16 protein-coding genes are annotated in these 17,854 nt (G+C 50.5%); 2 read left to right on the top strand and 14 right to left on the bottom strand.

Going from position 1 to position 17,854, the window contains the following annotated elements; genetic code table 11:
* Positions 1 to 270: 270 nt before the first annotated feature.
* Genes purL through dapA form a run of 3 tightly spaced genes read right to left on the bottom strand, consistent with a single transcriptional unit; the run spans position 271 to position 5,863 of the window.
* Positions 271 to 4,149, bottom strand: coding sequence for a phosphoribosylformylglycinamidine synthase (gene purL / locus KEF85_RS05170; protein WP_215583632.1), 3,879 nt, complete (start codon positions 4,147 to 4,149; stop codon positions 271 to 273).
* A 53-nt stretch (positions 4,150 to 4,202) separates the two neighbouring features.
* The gene (gene bamC / locus KEF85_RS05165) at positions 4,203 to 4,985 is read right to left on the bottom strand and encodes an NlpB/DapX family lipoprotein (RefSeq protein WP_246535045.1); all 783 of its coding nucleotides are present in this window, start codon (positions 4,983 to 4,985) and stop codon (positions 4,203 to 4,205) included.
* The gene (dapA, locus tag KEF85_RS05160) at positions 4,982 to 5,863 is read right to left on the bottom strand and encodes a 4-hydroxy-tetrahydrodipicolinate synthase (protein ID WP_215583631.1); all 882 of its coding nucleotides are present in this window, start codon (positions 5,861 to 5,863) and stop codon (positions 4,982 to 4,984) included. Before dapA ends, bamC begins: the two co-directional genes overlap by 4 nt.
* A gap of 989 nt (positions 5,864 to 6,852) precedes the next feature.
* On the opposite strand from dapA, the gene KEF85_RS05155 reads away from it, so the two are divergent.
* Both KEF85_RS05155 and KEF85_RS05150 read left to right on the top strand, forming a co-directional pair.
* Positions 6,853 to 7,077 carry a hypothetical protein gene (locus KEF85_RS05155; protein WP_215583630.1) on the top strand — a complete coding sequence of 75 codons (225 nt, stop codon included), beginning with the start codon at positions 6,853 to 6,855 and terminating at the stop codon, positions 7,075 to 7,077.
* 5 nt (positions 7,078 to 7,082) lie between these two features.
* Positions 7,083 to 7,490 (top strand): PIN domain-containing protein, encoded by a 408-nt coding sequence (locus KEF85_RS05150; RefSeq protein ID WP_246535098.1) that lies wholly within the window; start codon positions 7,083 to 7,085, stop codon positions 7,488 to 7,490.
* A gap of 86 nt (positions 7,491 to 7,576) precedes the next feature.
* On the opposite strand, the gene KEF85_RS05145 is transcribed toward KEF85_RS05150, so the two are convergent.
* From KEF85_RS05145 to KEF85_RS05095, 11 genes are all read right to left on the bottom strand, one after another.
* A complete protein-coding gene (locus KEF85_RS05145; protein ID WP_215583628.1) occupies positions 7,577 to 8,272 on the bottom strand; it encodes a phosphatase PAP2 family protein in 696 nt (231 codons plus the stop codon).
* Positions 8,273 to 8,274: 2 nt separating this feature from the next.
* Positions 8,275 to 9,789 carry an ArnT family glycosyltransferase gene (locus KEF85_RS05140; protein WP_215583627.1) on the bottom strand — a complete coding sequence of 505 codons (1,515 nt, stop codon included), beginning with the start codon at positions 9,787 to 9,789 and terminating at the stop codon, positions 8,275 to 8,277.
* Between the two features lie 3 nt (positions 9,790 to 9,792).
* Entirely contained in the window at positions 9,793 to 11,541 is a 1,749-nt protein-coding gene (gene recJ, locus KEF85_RS05135; protein WP_215583626.1) for a single-stranded-DNA-specific exonuclease RecJ, read from the bottom strand.
* Positions 11,542 to 11,672: 131 nt separating this feature from the next.
* On the bottom strand, positions 11,673 to 12,767 hold the full coding sequence (thrC, locus tag KEF85_RS05130) for a threonine synthase (protein ID WP_215583625.1): 1,095 nt from the start codon (positions 12,765 to 12,767) through the stop codon (positions 11,673 to 11,675).
* A gap of 3 nt (positions 12,768 to 12,770) precedes the next feature.
* On the bottom strand, positions 12,771 to 14,081 hold the full coding sequence (locus KEF85_RS05125) for a homoserine dehydrogenase (protein ID WP_215583624.1): 1,311 nt from the start codon (positions 14,079 to 14,081) through the stop codon (positions 12,771 to 12,773).
* A 34-nt stretch (positions 14,082 to 14,115) separates the two neighbouring features.
* Complete coding sequence (alaC, locus tag KEF85_RS05120) at positions 14,116 to 15,300, bottom strand: alanine transaminase (protein ID WP_215583623.1); 1,185 nt, start codon at positions 15,298 to 15,300, stop codon at positions 14,116 to 14,118.
* A 123-nt stretch (positions 15,301 to 15,423) separates the two neighbouring features.
* Positions 15,424 to 15,639: a hypothetical protein gene (locus KEF85_RS05115; RefSeq protein WP_215585239.1), complete on the bottom strand. Its 216-nt coding sequence runs from the start codon at positions 15,637 to 15,639 to the stop codon at positions 15,424 to 15,426.
* Positions 15,640 to 15,769: 130 nt separating this feature from the next.
* Positions 15,770 to 16,012 carry a type II toxin-antitoxin system HicA family toxin gene (locus KEF85_RS05110; RefSeq protein ID WP_215583622.1) on the bottom strand — a complete coding sequence of 81 codons (243 nt, stop codon included), beginning with the start codon at positions 16,010 to 16,012 and terminating at the stop codon, positions 15,770 to 15,772.
* Positions 16,009 to 16,335 carry a type II toxin-antitoxin system HicB family antitoxin gene (locus tag KEF85_RS05105; protein WP_215583621.1) on the bottom strand — a complete coding sequence of 109 codons (327 nt, stop codon included), beginning with the start codon at positions 16,333 to 16,335 and terminating at the stop codon, positions 16,009 to 16,011. Before KEF85_RS05105 ends, KEF85_RS05110 begins: the two co-directional genes overlap by 4 nt.
* A 171-nt stretch (positions 16,336 to 16,506) precedes the next feature.
* On the bottom strand, positions 16,507 to 16,680 hold the full coding sequence (locus KEF85_RS05100; RefSeq protein ID WP_215583620.1) for a hypothetical protein: 174 nt from the start codon (positions 16,678 to 16,680) through the stop codon (positions 16,507 to 16,509).
* On the bottom strand, positions 16,681 to 17,802 hold the full coding sequence (locus KEF85_RS05095) for an IS4 family transposase (protein ID WP_215579912.1): 1,122 nt from the start codon (positions 17,800 to 17,802) through the stop codon (positions 16,681 to 16,683).
* Positions 17,803 to 17,854: the final 52 nt, after the last annotated feature.

Below are 17,854 nucleotides of genomic sequence, written 5' to 3'. Positions count from 1 at the left end.
AATACGAAGTGCTCAATGCCACAGTTATGCATGTCAACCTCCGATAGTTTGAGGCTCCTCCCAGAGGATGACCTCGGTTAATGATTTACATTCGGAGGTTGACACTTTTTCTTACGCTGTCCATGGGACTTTGATTAGCGCCAGTTCTTGGACACTTTATGACATCTACGGCGCCTATTTTTCAATAGGGTGAGTTTACGAATCGCACCATTCCCGATTGATGCGGTGCACGTTGTCTACCGCATCCTACTATGCTATCGCGAAAACACCCTACCCTACCCAAACCCTGGCGTTTCTGAACATGCGCAGCCAGGCGGCATCTTCCTGCCAGTCGGCGGGGTGCCAGGCGTTTTGCACGGTTCTAAAGCAGCGTTCCGGGTGCGGCATCATGATGGTGAAGCGGCCATCCGGGGTGGTGAGGCCGGTGATGCCTTGCGGAGAGCCGTTGGGGTTGGCCGGGAAGGCGATACTGGTTTCGCCGTAGTTGTCGACATAGCTGACAGCCACCTGACTGGCGGCGGGATCGCTGCTGAATACGGCGCGGCCTTCGCCATGCGCAACCACTACCGGTAACAGCGAACCGGCCATGCCGGTAAAGAAAATCGACGGCGATGCCTGGATTTTAACTCTGGCCACCCGCGCTTCAAACTGTTCAGACAAATTGCGTTTAAACTGCGGCCAGTGTTCGGCACCGGGGATAATATCTTTAAGCCCGGACATCATTTGACAACCGTTGCAGACGCCCAGCGCAAAAGTGTCGGGCCGGGCAAAAAAGCCGGCAAATTCGGCACGGGCCTGGGGGTTGAACAGGATAGACTTGGCCCAACCGCCACCGGCACCCAATACATCACCATAAGAAAAACCGCCGCAGGCAGCCAAGCCGGTAAAGTTCTGCAGACTGACCCGACCGGCTATGATATCGGTCATATGCACGTCGATGGCCTGAAAACCGGCCCGGTCGAACGCCGCCGCCATTTCCACATGGCCGTTGACGCCCTGCTCTCTCAGGATAGCCACTTTGGGACGGGCACTGCCGGCAAAGCGGGCGGTGATATTATCGTTCACGTCAAAGCTTAACACTGCAGACAGGCCGGGGTCTTGATCGTCGCTGATCCGGGCAAACTGTTGGGCAGCGCAATCCGGATTGTCGCGTAGCGCCTGCATACGGTAGCTAAGTTCCGACCAGATTTGTTGCAGTTCGGCGCGTTCTGCGCGGTAAATAATTTGCTGCCGGGCGCTGATGGTCAATTGCTGATTGCTGCTGACGGCACCAATTTTATAGAAACCATCGGCCAGTTTTGAACCGGATAAACTCTGCTTGATTTTCAGCGCATTCTGCGGGCTAAGCTGCAATACAGCACCCAATTCTTCATTAAATAAAGCCGCCAGATAGTCATCACCCCAGCCGTCCAGTTGCAAGTCCACACCCTGACGACCGGCGAACAGCATTTCTGTCACCGCCGCCAATACGCCGCCATCGGAGCGATCGTGATAAGCCAGAATATCGCCCTGGGCATTGTGTTTTTGGACAACCGCGAAAAATGCTGATAAAAGTTCGGCATCGTCCAGATCCGGCGCCACCGAGCCCAATTGCCGGTATACCTGGGCCAACACCGAACCGCCCAACCGATTTTTACCCAGCCCCAAATCCAATAACCATAATTCACTGGCTACCGGTTGTAATTGCGGGGTAAGGGTTTTGCGGATGTCCAGCACCGGGGCAAAGCCGGTGATAATCAGAGAAAGCGGCGCGGTCATGGTTTTTTCGATGCCTTGGTCCTGCCAAACGGTACGCATGGACAGCGAATCTTTGCCCACCGGGATGGCCAAGCCCAATGCCGGACAGAGTTCCATACCCACCGCTTTGACGGTATCAAACAATACCGCATCTTCACCGGGACTACCGGCGGCTGCCATCCAGTTGGCAGACAGTTTAATATCTTTGATATCGGCAATACTGGCGGCAGCCAGATTGGTCAGGGCTTCACCTATGGCCATGCGTCCGGAAGCCGGGCCGTCAATCAGCGCCAGCGGGGTACGCTCACCCAAGGCCATGGCTTCACCGGTATAGGCCTGAAAACCGGAAGCCGTGACAGCGACATCAGCCACCGGGATTTGCCAGGGGCCGACCATTTGGTCGCGAGCCACCAAACCGGTGACGGAGCGGTCGCCGATGTGGATCAAAAAGCTTTTATCGGCCACGGCCGGGAAAGCCAATACCCGTTTCACCGCTTCGGCCAGTTCTATGCCGTCTAACTGCAGATCGGGCAGGGTTTTGCTGAGCCGCTGCACATCGCGGTGCATTTTAGGTGGTTTGCCAAACAGTACGTTCATGGGTAAATCCACCGGTGCGCCGCCCAGCCAGGCATCGCTAAGGCTGAGATGCTCAGCATCGGTGGCTTCGCCGATCACGGCAAACAGGCAGTGTTCGCGCTCGCAGAACGCTTGGAACAAGGGTAATGATTCCGGTTTAATGGCCAGCACATAGCGTTCCTGGGCTTCGTTACACCAAATCTGCATAGGCGACAGACTGGTATCGGCGTTTTGCACCTTGCGCAGTTCAAATTTGCCGCCGCGATTGCAATCGTGAATGATTTCCGGCACGGCATTGGATAAACCACCCGCCCCGACATCGTGGATGGAAATAATCGGGGTGTTCTCGCCCAGAGCGTTGCAATGGTTGATAACCTCCTGGCAACGCCGCTCCATTTCCGGGTTTTCGCGCTGTACCGAGGCAAAGTCCAGCTCTGCCGAGCTTTCCCCGGAGGTTTGCGAAGAAGCAGCACCACCACCCAGGCCAATCAGCATGGCCGGGCCACCCAGCACGATAATTAAGGAACCACTGGGGATAGGGTGTTTTTCCACCAGCATGGGCCGAATATTCCCCATACCGCCGGCAATCATGATGGGTTTGTGATAACCGCGATACTGCTGGGCGGCACCGGTTTCGGCAGGCTGTTCAAAGCTGCGGAAATAACCGGCGATATTGGGGCGGCCAAATTCGTTATTAAACGCCGCGCCGCCGATAGGGCCTTCCAGCATGATGTCCAGCGCCGAGGCGATACGCTCGGGCTTGCCGTTATCGTTTTCCCAAGGCTGGGCATAGCCGGGGATTTTTAAATGCGATACGCTAAAACCGGTTAAGCCGGCTTTGGTAGCCGAACCGCGCCCGGTGGCGCCTTCGTCGCGGATTTCGCCGCCGGAACCGGTCGCCGCACCGGGATGCGGGGAAATGGCGGTGGGATGGTTATGGGTTTCCACCTTCATTAAAATATGCGCGGCTTCTTCCACATAGCTGTAACTGTGTTCGTTGATTGCATCACGGATAAACACCTGGGCCTTGGCTCCACTGATTACCGAGGCGTTATCGCAATAGGCCGACAGGATCTGCTGCGGGTTTTGCTGGTAAGTATTGCGGATCATGCCGAACAGGGATTTGCCCTGCTCCACGCCGTCTATAGTCCAGCTGGCATTAAAGATTTTATGCCGGCAATGTTCAGAATTGGCCTGGGCAAACATCATTAATTCCACATCGGTGGGATTACGGCCCAAATTAACAAAGCTGGTAGCCAGATAGTCAATTTCGTCGGCAGATAAGGCCAAACCCAATTCGCGGTTGGCCTGGGTCAGCGCGGCACAGGCAAATTCCTGATCCTGACCAATGATGTTGACGCTTTGCAGAGGCCGGGCGGCGTGTTCGGCAAACAATTCCAGCTGATCCAGATCGGTGACCACTTGCTGGGTCATGCGGTCATGCAATAAAGCGGCGATGGCGGAGCGGGTTTGCTCGTTCGGCGTGCCGTTCAGGACAAGCTGAAATTCAATTCCGCGCTCAATGCGCTGCACCTGGCTTAAACCGCAACGTTGGGCAATTTCGCTGGCTTTGCTGGACCACGGTGAGATAGAACCAAGACGCGGCACTACCCAAAGTTTCTCGCCGTCAATATCGGCTGCAACAGCCGCTTCGCCGTAGTTGAGCAAACTTTCCAGCATGGTGGTTTGCTCAGGCTGTAAGGCTGTTTCAAGTTGCACAAAATGCAGGAAGCGGGCGCTGATTGCGCTAATGCCGGGGGCAATGGCCTGCAGTTCAGTCAGTAATTTTTCCAGACGAAAACGGGATAAAGCGGCTGTTCCGGGGATTTTTAACATGGTGGTTTTTTTCGATTGCGCAAATGGAGGGACTAAACAGGCAAAACCGGCAATTATGGGGCAGCCGGTTTATCCTGAGTTGACGGAGCCGCATCCTGATTTATCCCATCGGTGATTAATTTAAGCAGATGGGTGGCATTAACATCGGACAAGGTATTACCCTGAACATCCTGGACAGTGACTTCGGTGGATTGCGGCGCGATTTCCAGCAAGCTGATCCGGTATTCCTGTTCGTGACTTTCGTCGTTGGCAAATACGTCCTTCACTTCATCCCACATGGATTTTTCCTGGGGCTTTTGCTGATCCGGATCGTATTTGATATAAAAATAGCCCTTGTCGATATTTCGCTCCACAATTTCCAGGTTTTGCCGGCCCAAAGCTCTGGCTACCATCCGCCAGGCCTGATTTTGGGACTGATCGATCTGCAGGCTGCTGATATCACCGTGACTGACGGTGGTGATTGGGGCTTCTGCTACCACAGCAGCGGCGACTGGTGCTGGCGCAGGTGCCGGACGAGTGGCTTCCGGTTGTTTGGCAGCAGACTTGGCCTGTTTGTCGTTAGTCTTCGACTTTTTGCTGACCGGCGCTTCGACCACCGGTGCTACCGGCTCACGGGCTGCCACAACGGTCGGCGCAGGCGGCGCTGCTTTTGGCGCAGATTTATCCAGAAAGCTGCGGGTTTTTAAATCCACAGGGATAACCAGATCGGGTATTTCTGCTCTAAACTGATAATCCCGTTCTTTGTCGGGAAATAAGCTTTTGACGTAAGTGCAAGCCGGCAAAATCTGCATAACCAGCAGTACGACCAGACCACGGCTGAGCTTGGTGATAATCATGATGTTAATACGCCTGCCTGACGCATGGCCTTGCGCACCGGTTCGTAGCAGTCGGGCGTCAGCCAGGTCAGCGGTAAACGGATACCTGTGCCGATTAAGCCCATTTCTGCCACAGCCCATTTTACCGGGATGGGGTTGGACTGAATAAACAGTTGCTGGTGTAAAGCGCTGAGCTTGGCATCCAGAACGGCAGCGGTCTGGCGGTCGCCTTGCAGCGCGGCACTGAGCATGTCGTGCAGCAGTTTAGGCGCGACATTACCGGTGACAGTAATACTACCGTTACCGCCCAACAGGCAAAACTCCAGACTGCTGGCATCATCCCCGGTATAAATGGCAAAATCATCACCGCTTAAATGACGGATTTGCCGAATCCGCTCCAGTTTGCCGGTGGCTTCTTTGACACCGATAATATTAGGAATTTTTGCCAGCCGGCCTACTGTTTCCGGCAGCATATCGCAGGCGGTGCGGCCCGGCACATTATAAAGAATAATAGGAATATCAACCGCCTGAGCAATGGCTTGATAGTGCAGAAACAAGCCTTCCTGAGTGGGTTTATTGTAATAAGGGGTAACCAGCAGACTGGCATCCGCGCCCAGGGCTTTGGCTTTGCCGGTAAGGTGTATGGCTTCGCGGGTGCAATTGGCGCCGGTACCGGCAATAACCGGAATCCGCCCGGCTACGGTATCCACCACCAGTTTGATGACATGGCAATGTTCTTCTTCCGCCAGAGTAGCTGATTCACCTGTGGTGCCGACTGCAACCAGGGCATCAGTGCCTTGATCGATATGAAACTCAACCAGTCTGATCAGACTGTCATCATCGACCGCACCAGCTTCGGTCATAGGAGTTACCAGCGCAACGATACTGCCTTGAATCATGCAATTCTCTCATCCGGGGGATACAAAAGTTGCTTATTATATCAAGAAGCCGCTAAAAACTCAGCTTGTAAAATGAGGACTCGGCTAGGGGTGATTGTGAGCAGGCTCAGCTATTTGAGTCGTTAACTTCAGCTTGATGCAGTTCCCGCGCCAACGCCAACGCTGAGCGGAACCATTGCGTCAGTTAACCTGCGCTATCGATTGTGCTTATCTGTCGGTGTCCATACCAAGCCATTCTAAAACTTAGCTCACCTTAGGAACAGCACTTAATTAATATAATTTATTAAATAACAACAAGTTAAATTTATAGGATGTGCCGACACCAGAAGGCGCATCAATCGCGTTAGACCTACATTACCTTGAGAACCTCATCAAATTTAACACCAATGGTTTTGTCACATATTGGTCTAGTAGTCCACCAAATCTTATTTCGACGGATACGGGTAGGATGTGCTGAACGCAGTGATGCGCATCAATCGCGCACGATACGCTTCCAGAATTGGCGCTTAATAAGATTGGGTGGCCAATCGGGTAAAGTTCATCTGTCAATATAAAATTGGCGTACCACTAGTATTATGTTTCTTAACTAAGTGCCATTCTAGTCGGCCTTTATTTTCCATAGACTTGTACAAATCCAAGCAATTGATAGAATGACAAAAAAGCAGTGGCATCATTTAACTACTTGATAGCAAAACCAGGCGAAAATCTGACTATCAGCAGCCGATTGGAAAAAATAGCCAAGCGGCGGGTGCTACGTTTGGTAAAACTTATCCGGCTATCTTTGTAACTATTCACTGTATTGAAAACGAAATGCCGTAGCCTTGATGAAACCGAATAGCGTCGAGAACCGTCACCTAAAAACGCGATATGATGCTACAAAGCCGTTTGGTTAAATAACTTAAAAGCCTACACTTCGATTCCGCTATGCTGTATTGAGACTACGCCGAATAGTTACCGATCTTTTAATAAACCAAAATCAGGAATATATCATGCAACTAGCTATAGAAATACCGGATGAATTGGGACAACGGGTTTTACAACATGATAATGTGCAACTATTTGTGCAAACTGCAATCGAGAAGCTATTGCAGGAAGAACAGCAAGCATCGTTCATGAAAGTTCCACCATTAACAAAATCGTTGATTGGTATTATGGAAAATTCCAATATTAATGAACTTGATTATAAAAGACATTTAGAGGAAAAATATCTTTGAAAATCATGTTTGATACCAACATTATCCTTGATGTATTATTAAATCGTACGCCTTATGCCGATACAGCAATTGATTTATTCAGTGCAGCCGAAGATAAAATTATTCAAGGTTATTTATGTGCAACCACTATAACAACAATAGACTATTTGATTACTCGAGTAAATGACAAACACTTTTCAAAAAAAGCGCTTATATCATTGCTAAAAATATTTAAAATTGCAGAAGTTAATCAAAATATAGTGCAACAAGCGATACAATCAAACTTTTCTGATTTTGAAGATGCTGTTTTATATTATTCTGGCTACTACACGGGCATTCAAGGCATTGTAACTCGCAATGTTAAAGACTTTAAAACCTCGGAATTAATAATTTTTAGCCCCATCGAGCTATTGGATATTATTCAAAAACCTTAATAAAATAAACAACATAGTCTCTGTCATCGCAGTATCAGCAGCCTCCCCTGCCCCCCTCGATTCTGCATTAAAACATCCAGGCTACCCTACTCGATTTCATCCCGCCTAGTCTCGCCCCGGCAATACCAGCCATAATAAAGCAGATAAGCCACCAGAAACACCAGATAACCGGACCAGAGCACATCGGAGAAGAAGTGGCCGCCGGCGGCCATGCGGCTGTAGCCCATCATGCCGGCCAGAAACAAGGTGATGCCCAGATAGAGCAGTTTGTAATGCTGGGCCAAAAAGTACAGGACGATGACGCTGTAACCGACCGAGCAATGGCCGCAGACGAAGGATTTGTCCGGGGTATGGCCCAGTTGCAACGGCGGGATGTATTGGTATTCACCACCAAATTCATGGATGTGGGTAGGCCTGGGCCGGCCCCAATGGTCTTTGAATACCAGATTGACCACCAGACCAGGCCCTATGGCAATAACCAGCAGGACATACACGCATTGCCTGCGCCAGCGCTGCAATTTGGGCTGAAAATAACTCACCACCACCACCAGTACGGCCAGCACAGCGGCTGAGACAATGACCGGCGATGCGCCGTCGAAAAATATTTCCCATAACCACCAGTGCCGGGATGGCCAGGCGTTGACCTTATCTTCGGGATGATAAAATCTGGCCGCGGTATCGATATCCAGATCAGTCAACCAAAATACGGCGGTTGTACCCAGCATCAGCAGCACTAAAATCAATAATTCCTTGGCGCTTCTGGGCCATTGTGAAAATTTCATGCTTATTCCTCTTGATTTGCTTTGCCGCCGGCTGCCACAGGCCAGTGTTGCAGGTTTTCGCCCCAAAACAGATAGTATGGCATCTGCGGGTTTTTAGGATTGGCGATTTCGGCAATAAAGCGGACATGGCCAAAGGCGGTATTGACCGGTTCCGGCACTTGCTTAAGGCCATAACTTAAAATCATGCCGTTGGCACCATTAAATTGCTGCGGGCCAGGCCAGAGGTCGTATTGGGACATGGCGCCGTCATTACCGTAACGATACATTTTAGGATGATCCGGCAAATAAAAAGCCAGCTCACTGGCCAGATTACGGTGGCCAACCACAACCATAAAACGCTGCTCCAAACCCGGCACCGCTAATCTGGCCTGTTGGACATTTTCGGCCAGTTGCGGCCAGTATTTAAAGCGTTTAGTGGGGTCTAGTTTGGTGTTTTGCAAATCAAATGCCGCCAATATCCCCGGCAATAAGTAGGTGGCAGCCACCATCAGATAGGCACTGAGCAAGGCGTAATGAAACAGTTTTTGCCGATGGCCTTGCTGCCAGTATCCGGCCAGTAAAATCAAAGCCGAAAAGTAAAACGGCATGGGCCAATTACCCTGGACTTTTTGGATAAAGCTTAATACCAATACCCCCAATAACAGTACCGGCCCCATTAGCGTTAAAAACTGTTCCTGGGCGGCCAGATGCCGATAGGCTGTCAGGTTTTTTAAACTGACGGCGATAACCAGCCCAAATATCAATGGGGAGATTAGCAGTATCTGGTAAACAAAAAAGTCTCTGGTATATTTCCAGATGCTGGTGCCGGCCCCGGCCGGCTTCCCGGTAAAATGGCTTTTGCTGTGGGCAAACATGATCCAGTCATGCAGGTGGTTCCAGATCAGGATAGGCAACAGGGCTAGAATAATGGGGGCCAGATACAGCCAGAATTCACGCTTTAAATAGTGGTAACGCTGCCGATCCAGGCCAATAAACAGCAACAGCATGATCGGCAAGGCGATGGCAACCTGTTTACTCAGCAAGGCCAAACCGGCGGCGCAGCCCGCCCACAGCCAGGCTCTGGTTTGGCGCTGAAACAGGGCTTTATGCAAATAATACAGGCTGATTATCCAGAAACAGTACAGCGGCGGATCGATGGTCATCACCAGATTGGCGACCACATTATCCGGGGTGGCCAGCATTAGCAACAGCGCGAATGCGGCGGCCCGTTTGCCGTAACAGGCCTGGGCAAGCGCCTGAAAATAAGCCAGGAATACCGTACCCAGTACCACTGCCGGCAAGCGCACGGCTACGGTATTGTCGCCAAACAGCCAGGTGGACAGGCCGATCAGCCAGGCCACCATCGGCGGTTTACTGTAATAACACCAGTCCGGCTGCCGGGACCAATCCCAGTAATAGCTTTCATCACCAATCAAGCCCAAGCCGTTACCAAACAGAAAACCAATCCGCAACAGCATCAGGCCGCTTAATACCAAGACGATATTTTCATTCAGCCAACGCAGCAGTTTTTCAAGCATGGCTTAGCGGCTCCATTTTTCCAGATATTGCAGCTGTAATTGCAAGCTGCGTTGGCCTCGGTAAATATTGATATCAAGTTTATAAACGGCGGTTATTTTCCGGCTGTCCAGCCAGCTTTCCGGCTGATCGGCAAAAAAAGCAATAGCATCCAGTAATAGCCCGTTAAACGGTAAACGCAGCACAAATTTAAGATGCTGGCGACCGACGATACGGCATTGAATCACATCAAATACGCCGTTAAACAATGGCTCCGGAAAGGCCTGACCCCAAATGGCAGCTTGCTGGATTTGCTCGGCAAACGCCAGACTCAGATGCTGTTCATCCAGCTCGCCGTCCGAGCAGATTTTTTGCTCCAGTTCCACTTGTTCCAGATGGGCGGCAACGGTTTCGGCAAACAGGATGGCAAAATGCGGATAATCATGCATTTTAATGGTTAAGCCGGCGGCCATGGCATGACCACCGAATTTGCTGAGCAATTGCGGATGACCGGCGGCGATTTCGCTTAATACATCACGGATATGCACGCCGTTGATAGAGCGGGCCGAGCCTTTGATGTCACCGTTATCAGCCGGCGCAAACACGATCACCGGCCGATGCAGCCGGTCTTTGATGCGTGAGGCCAGAATACCGATCACGCCCTGATGCCAGCTGGCATCGTACAGGCAAACCCCGGGCAGAGCATGTTTCTCGTCCAGTTGTTTCATTTCGGCCAGCAGCAGCATGGCTTCGGTTTTCATCTGGCCTTCGACTTCCTTTCTATCCTGATTCAGGCCATCCAGCTGTTGGGCGATATGGCGGGCCACTGTTTCGTCATCGCTAAGCAGGCATTGAATGCCTAAACTCATATCATTCATGCGCCCGGCTGCGTTCAAACGCGGTGCCAGGGCAAAGCCCAGATCGGCGGCATACAGATTGGCTAAATTGCGGCCGGCAATTTCGGTCAACATTTTGATGCCGGTATGGCATTTGCCGGCCCGGATTCTCAACAAACCCTGATGCACCAGTATCCGATTAACATGATCCAGCGCCACTACATCGGCAACCGTACCCAGGGCCACATAATCCAGCAATTGGCCGAGATTGGGTTCAGCAACACGGTTTTTTTCAAACCATTGCAATTCGCGCAGGCGGATTCTTAAGGCCATCAGTACATAAAACATCACCCCCACCCCGGCGATATTGCGGCTGGGAAATTTATCACCGTCCAGATTGGGATTAACAATGGCATCCGCTGCCGGCAATTCCGGGCCGGGCAAATGATGATCGGTGATTAATACCTGGATACCGGCGGCTTTGGCGGCTTTAACACCGTCCAGACTGGAAATGCCGTTATCGACGGTAATGATGATATCCGGGTTTTGCTGTTTGACCAGCTCGACAATTTCCGGAGTCAGGCCGTAACCATATTCAAACCGGTTAGGTACTACAAACTGCGGCGGCTTTGCCCCAAGCAGGCTGAGGCCTTTGATGGCCAGCGCGCAACTGGTGGCGCCATCGGCATCAAAATCGGCGACAATGCTGATGGCTTTTTGCTGTTTTATGGCACTGACCAGCAGTTCCACCATTTCGCGCATCCCGCTTAACAGCCACGGCGACGGCAAATGGCTTAAGGCGATGTCCAGTTCGGCGGCAGTCAGGACTCCGCGGCTGCGGAAAATGGCTTGTAATACCGGATCCATATCGCCGAGTAGGGCTTTACCGCCGGGTACGCTACGCTGGACTATCTGTTTTTTTACGCCTTGCAGATACATATCAACCTAAAAGCCTTGAATGTGCCGGGCAATACCGGCCCCAATTCTCACCGGCCAGCCTGCGGGAGTGTTGCCTGGTATAAAAAAGCCGGCGCAGTGCCGGCTTATAGATGGTCGTGTGCCGCGGCGGTTTACATGGCATCGAGTATGGCTTTTTTCACGGCATCCAGACTGGCGTCTATGGTGACCGGCTGGCTGTCCCGGCATTGGCTGATGGCGGTATCCGGGTCTTTTAAGCCGTTACCGGTCAGGGTGCAGACGATGCTGCTGCCTTCCGGAATTTTACCGCTATTTAAATCTTTTAACAGACCGGCCAGTGAAGCTGCAGAAGCCGGTTCACAGAAAACCCCTTCGTGTACCGATAATAATTTTTGGGCATGCAGAATTTCTGCATCGGTCAGAGCATCAAACCAGCCGCCGGATTCTTTTTGCACGTTCCAGGCCAGATCCCAGGATTGCGGATGGCCGATACGGATGGCAGTGGCAATGGTTTCCGGATTATCCACCATGCCGCCGCGCACAAACGGTGCCGCGCCGCTGGCCTGATAACCGCACATGACCGGGCGTTTGTTGGTAACCGCTTTATGAGTGGCGCTATCGGTGGCGTATTCGCTATAGCCTTTCCAGTACGCGGTGATATTACCGGCGTTGCCAACCGGCAGACAGTGGTAGTCCGGCGCCGTGCCTAATTCATCGACAATCTCAAACGCGGCGGTTTTTTGGCCTTCCAGACGAAATGGATTGATGGAATTAACAATGGTCACTGGGGCATGATCGGCCACCTGTTTCACCAAAGCCATGCCGGCATCGAAATTGCCGTTGATTTGAATGATTTGCGCACCGTACATCAGGGTTTGCGCCAATTTGCCCAGGGCGATTTTGCCTTCCGGGATTAACACAAAAGCTTTAATACCGGCTCTGACCGCATAAGCAGCAGCAGCGGCAGACGTATTACCGGTAGAGGCGCAGATAATGGCCTGACTGCCGGCTTCCACGGCTTTGGTGACAGCCATAGTCATGCCGCGATCTTTAAAAGAACCGGTAGGATTCAGACCTTCGTATTTAACGTAAATATCGACTTGCTTACCGATCACCCGGGGAATATTTTGCAGTTGTATCAAAGGCGTGTTGCCTTCACCCAGGCTGATCAAGCGGGTGCTGTCCGATACCGGCAGCCGGTCGCGGTAATGTGCAATTAATCCGGTATAACGTGTATGAGTTGCCATTGTTTATCCTAAAGTTTCCAGGCGAATGCGATTGATTTTACCGCTGACGGTAGGCAGGGCCTCGATTTCTGCAATCGCCGCATTCATTTCTTTTTCAAGTGTCAGTTGCGTGAGCATGATCACCGGCACCGAAGATTCGCCGGAACGCGGCTCCTTCTGGATCAAGGCTTCTATGCTGATATTATGGGCGGCCAGTATCCGGGTGACATCGGCCAGTACGCCGGGCCGGTCTTCTGCGGTCAGGCGCAAATAATAGGCGGTTTTAAAACTGTCTGCGCTCAATACCGGTATATCGCTGATGGCATTGGCCTGAAAAGCCAGATGCGGCACCCGGTTTTCCGGATCGCTGGTCATGGCCCGCACCACATCAACCAAATCGGCCACCACAGCAGAGGCCGTGGGTTCGGCACCGGCACCGGCACCATAATATAAAGTGGGGCCAACGGCATCGCCGCACACCAGCACGGCGTTCATCACCCCATCGACATTGGCGATCAGGCGGCGTTTGGGAATCAAAGTGGGATGCACCCGCAATTCGATACCGGCATCGGTATTACGGGCAATGCCCAGTAATTTGATGCGGTAACCCAGCGCTTCGGCATATTCAACATCGGCACGGGTGATTTGGGTAATACCTTCGGTAAACACCTTGTCAAATTGCAAAGGGATACCAAAAGCAATAGAAGCCAGAATGGTGAGCTTATGGCCGGCATCAATGCCTTCCACATCAAAAGTCGGATCGGCTTCGGCATAACCCAAGGCTTGGGCTTCGGTTAATACATCGGCAAAATCCCGGCCTTTGTCGCGCATTTCGCTGAGGATGAAATTGCTGGTACCGTTGATTATGCCGGCCAGCCATTTGATGCGGTTGCCGCTCAAGCCTTCGCGGATGGCTTTGATAATGGGGATGCCACCGGCTACCGCCGCTTCAAACAACACCATCACACCATTTTTACTGGCTTCGGCAAAAATTTCGTTGCCGTGCAGGGCAATCAGGGCTTTATTGGCAGTGACCACATGTTTGCCGTTGGCAATGGCCAGCAAGACCAGGCGCTTGGCCAGATCGTAACCACCGATCAATTCCACCACCACATCGATATCCGGGTCGTTGACGATCTCGAACGGATCGGTAGTCAGGGCGATGCCTTCGGTACTGCATATTCTGGCCCGGCTCAGATCCCGCGCCGAGGCACGGCTGACCACGATTTCGCGACCGGCACGACGCGCGATTTCCTCAGCGTTACGTTGTAACACATTCAGGGTACCGCCACCGACGGTTCCCAACCCTAACACTCCCACTTTTACCGGCTTCAAACCCGACTCCTAGCGTTTAAGCAAATTGCGTTGATTATACAACGTTGTCCTTTTTCAGCATATTACGAATGCTGCGTAAAGCCTGACGAGTACGATGCTCGTTTTCGATCAGACTGAAGCGAATATGATCGTCACCATGCTGGCCAAAGCCTATTCCAGGCGATACGGCCACTTTGGCATCGATAATCAGTTTTTTAGCAAATTCAATGGAACCCATGTGTCGGTAGGCTTCCGGGATCGGCGCCCAGACAAACATGGTGGCTTTGGGTTTTTCCACTGTCCAGCCCATGGCATTCAGGCCATCGCACAATACATCGCGCCGCACCCGGTACATTTCGCAGATTTCTTTGACGCAATCCTGCGGCCCTTCCAGTGCGGTAATCGCTGCCACCTGAATTGGGGTAAAGGTACCGTAATCCATATAGGATTTGATGCGGGTCAAAGCCGAAACCAGGGTCGGGTTGCCACACATGAACCCCACCCGCCAGCCAGGCATATTATAGCTTTTTGACAGCGAGAAAAATTCTACTGCAATATCTTTGGCACCCGGCACCTGCAGGATAGACGGCGCCACATAACCTTCAAACACGATGTCGGCATAAGCAATATCATGCACGATCCAGATATTATGCTGTTTACAAATCGCCACCACTTTTTCAAAAAAATCCAGCTCCACACATTGGCAGGTGGGATTACCGGGGAAATTAAGAATCAGCATTTTCGGCTTGGGCCAGCATTCGGCGATGGCTTTGCGCAATTCTTCAAAAAAATCGGTACCTGGGGTCAGCGGCACATGACGTAAATCAGCACCGGCTATCACCACCCCATAAGGGTGGATGGGATAGGCAGGATTGGGCACCAACACCACATCGCCGGGGCCCAAAGTCGCCAGCGCCAGATGCGACAAGCCTTCTTTGGAACCGATGGTGACAATGGCTTCGGTATTAAAATCCAGATCCACATCAAAACGATTTTTATACCAGGTGCAAATAGCTTTACGCAGGCGCGGAATACCTTTGGATACCGAATAACGGTGGGTATCGCCACGCTCCGCCACTTCAACCATTTTTTGGACGATATGCGGTGGCGTAGGTTGGTCGGGATTGCCCATACCAAAGTCGATAATATCCTCTCCCGCCGCCCGGGCTTTGGCTTTTAGTTCGTTGACTATATTGAAAACATAAGGCGGGAGGCGGCTGATACGGTGAAATTCTTCCATTAACGGCTCTTGTGTCAGGGTTTGATAAAAACGCTATAAAAAGGCGTTTAAGGTACTGGTGTTGCCGGGCAATGTCAATTTTGCCGCAAGCTCAAATACCGAAAACCGGCGCTAAGGCCGTATTTAAGGAGGTGTTGGCTGTTGATCCTGACTGGTGGCGGCATCAGCGCTATGCTGATCAAGATAAGAACCACCCACCAGAAAGCCCAGGACTAACAGATAGACAATAGCGGCAATGTTTTTTACCTTTTTGCTGCTGTCATGAAGATTTTGCTGGGCCATAGACATTTTAAACATAAATCGAAAATTAGGCAGACTGCCATCATAAGCAAAGCCCATGATGCAGATTACTGCGGAATTTTAGCGCTTAAATGCGGCTGTGCCAACTGATAAAACCAGGCGATAGTGGTTCAGTTTGAAATTATTTTTTTCGGGCATTAAAAAACTTTGCTACGGCGTGGTTGATGGCTTAAAGAAGCTTTAATATCCTATAAAACTCTTTCTGACTTGATCCAGCCTGCTTAGCCATACTCTTTATTAGGTCATGAGAAAATGGGGATTTAGGACAATCAACTGTTACCTTAAGCTTTGAATTTCCTTTAATAAGAACCCATTGCTCATGCGATCCTCTTTGAGATGCTGGTTTAAACCCTAGATAGCTAATGATTGCCTTTATTTCTTTACATGTTAGCGGTGGATTCTCTCCGCTCATGCGAGCCTTAGGGGCATAGCCTCGCTAAATGCAGTAGCAGTATTTTTACAAACAAAATGCGTTAATTTTATAGCGTTTATTATCCTAATGAAATAATAGGCTAAGAAGCTTGACAAAGGGGCTTTTCTATTGAGAAGTTGATTTCCATAGGTTTTATCTTCGAGCGCTTCTTCAACATAGAAAAAAATCTGTTCTTCAAGCTTTTTTTTGGCTTCCTCCATTGATTCGCCTTGAGTCGCCAAACAAAAGTCTATACAGATACCGACCCAAATATCACCATTTTTTTTTAAATAACATCTAGCTACAATATCTTTATTTTTCATGTGTTAACGCTTCGAATAACGGCGCCTAAGGAGGCTTTTTTATCTATATAAATAAAAATTTATAGGTATAACTTATACTCGATCTGTGATCAAAATTCTATTGAACAGTTCATTTTTTTAACATCCGTACTCTCAGCGAGTATAAGTGTAGAAAAAATTAAAAATTTATTTTTATGATTTTTTATAAGGCCCGCGCTTTTTAGGTTCTTCTTCTGGAATCAGCTTAACGATATCGTCCAACTCCCAAACCGTATCTGTCACGCCTGCCGCCATAGCGGGCGCTATTCTAAGCGATTTATGGATTTTGCAATAGTTGTAATCTCTGTACACGACAAAACGCGCCACTTAAATTCTGAGGGTTATTTTCCCAGACCGACTTCGGTCATAATCGATCATAGTCGGCGGACATAAAAACAAAATCCAGAATCGAAGCATCTCATCAGCCGATTTAACCGTTTTCAACAAAAAGTTATTCAGCTCGTCTAGCCCATAACGAAACAAGCTACATTCCGGGCGACCGTGTTGTTTGATGGTTAACGGCTTAACGGCTCGATGTTTCCATTCCCCGACTTTATGGGCCCAGCAAAAAGCAATGGCTTGGAGCGCCATGACTTTCTTAATCCGATAATACCGGGTCAGCCGGGTCTCTTCTAAATGGAAGCCGCGCCCTTTCAAGCATTGGAACAGGTTTTCAATTTGCCAGCGCTGGCCGTAAACTTGAATCGCCTGAGCCAAGCGCTGGTTACTGGCCAACACTAATAGCTCGTTGGTCTCTAATTTTAAGGCGTTCAACCAAACCCACTGATCGCCAATGCGCTGTCTTTTCCTCAGTACGCGCTGCTCGCCCGCCTTTAAATCCCGGAATAGGGCTTGAACGGGCTTTCCGGCGTGGCGGCGATTGGTCAGTAACTGATTGTCTTTCATCCGAATCAAATACGGAATGGTATGGTCTGTTAACCATTGCCACCACTGATCGCCAATAAACTCCCGGTCAGCCAATACGCCTTGAATGCCATGCCGACCAAACTGCCGGATGAAGCGTTGCAATAAGGCGATTCGTTCACGCTGATTGGAGTTACCCTGCTTATTCAACACCAACCAGTACACCGGCACCGCCATGCCTTTATAAGCAATCGCCAGGGTGAGGATATTCAGATTGGCCTTTCCCCATTTCCAGTTAGTGCGATCCAGAGTCAAATAATACGACTGGCCCTTAAAATCAAACAACTGCATGATCAGATGCGCCACGGCGTCATAATCAAAAACAACGGTTTGAAAAAAACGCTGAAGCCGCCTGTACCGGGACTTTAAGGTCGCCTGTCCACCAAAATTCACCGCTAATTGCGTTAAATTCATGTGCCTGGATTGGATTAACGCCAGTAACAGACCGATAAAACAATCTAAACGGCGCTTGCTCCAAGACACATGGTCTTTTAAAATCGCTCTAAGCCCATCGTTTAAGTCCATGTTCACCCCCTTTTTTACTCATTAGAGAGTGAAACAGATTTGCGATGGGCTT

Source organism: Methylomonas paludis (assembly GCF_018734325.1).
Taxonomy (GTDB): Bacteria; Pseudomonadota; Gammaproteobacteria; order Methylococcales; family Methylomonadaceae; genus Methylomonas; species Methylomonas paludis.
The sequence above is the reverse complement of the archived record's forward strand: the minus strand, read 5'-3'. Positions and strand labels throughout refer to the sequence as shown.

Excerpts from the sequence above, each read along its gene's own strand:
- purL (WP_215583632.1), bottom strand. The coding sequence starts at position 4,149 with ATGTTAAAAATCCCCGGAACAGCCGCTTTATCCCGTTTTCGTCTGGAA.
- bamC (WP_246535045.1), bottom strand. The coding sequence starts at position 4,985 with ATGATTATCACCAAGCTCAGCCGTGGTCTGGTCGTACTGCTGGTTATG.
- dapA (WP_215583631.1), bottom strand. The coding sequence starts at position 5,863 with ATGATTCAAGGCAGTATCGTTGCGCTGGTAACTCCTATGACCGAAGCT.
- KEF85_RS05155 (WP_215583630.1), top strand. The coding sequence starts at position 6,853 with ATGCAACTAGCTATAGAAATACCGGATGAATTGGGACAACGGGTTTTA.
- KEF85_RS05150 (WP_246535098.1), top strand. The coding sequence starts at position 7,083 with ATGTTTGATACCAACATTATCCTTGATGTATTATTAAATCGTACGCCT.
- KEF85_RS05145 (WP_215583628.1), bottom strand. The coding sequence starts at position 8,272 with ATGAAATTTTCACAATGGCCCAGAAGCGCCAAGGAATTATTGATTTTA.
- KEF85_RS05140 (WP_215583627.1), bottom strand. The coding sequence starts at position 9,789 with ATGCTTGAAAAACTGCTGCGTTGGCTGAATGAAAATATCGTCTTGGTA.
- recJ (WP_215583626.1), bottom strand. The coding sequence starts at position 11,541 with ATGTATCTGCAAGGCGTAAAAAAACAGATAGTCCAGCGTAGCGTACCC.
- thrC (WP_215583625.1), bottom strand. The coding sequence starts at position 12,767 with ATGGCAACTCATACACGTTATACCGGATTAATTGCACATTACCGCGAC.
- alaC (WP_215583623.1), bottom strand. The coding sequence starts at position 15,300 with ATGGAAGAATTTCACCGTATCAGCCGCCTCCCGCCTTATGTTTTCAAT.
- KEF85_RS05115 (WP_215585239.1), bottom strand. The coding sequence starts at position 15,639 with ATGGGCTTTGCTTATGATGGCAGTCTGCCTAATTTTCGATTTATGTTT.
- KEF85_RS05110 (WP_215583622.1), bottom strand. The coding sequence starts at position 16,012 with ATGAGCGGAGAGAATCCACCGCTAACATGTAAAGAAATAAAGGCAATC.
- KEF85_RS05105 (WP_215583621.1), bottom strand. The coding sequence starts at position 16,335 with ATGAAAAATAAAGATATTGTAGCTAGATGTTATTTAAAAAAAAATGGT.
- KEF85_RS05095 (WP_215579912.1), bottom strand. The coding sequence starts at position 17,802 with ATGGACTTAAACGATGGGCTTAGAGCGATTTTAAAAGACCATGTGTCT.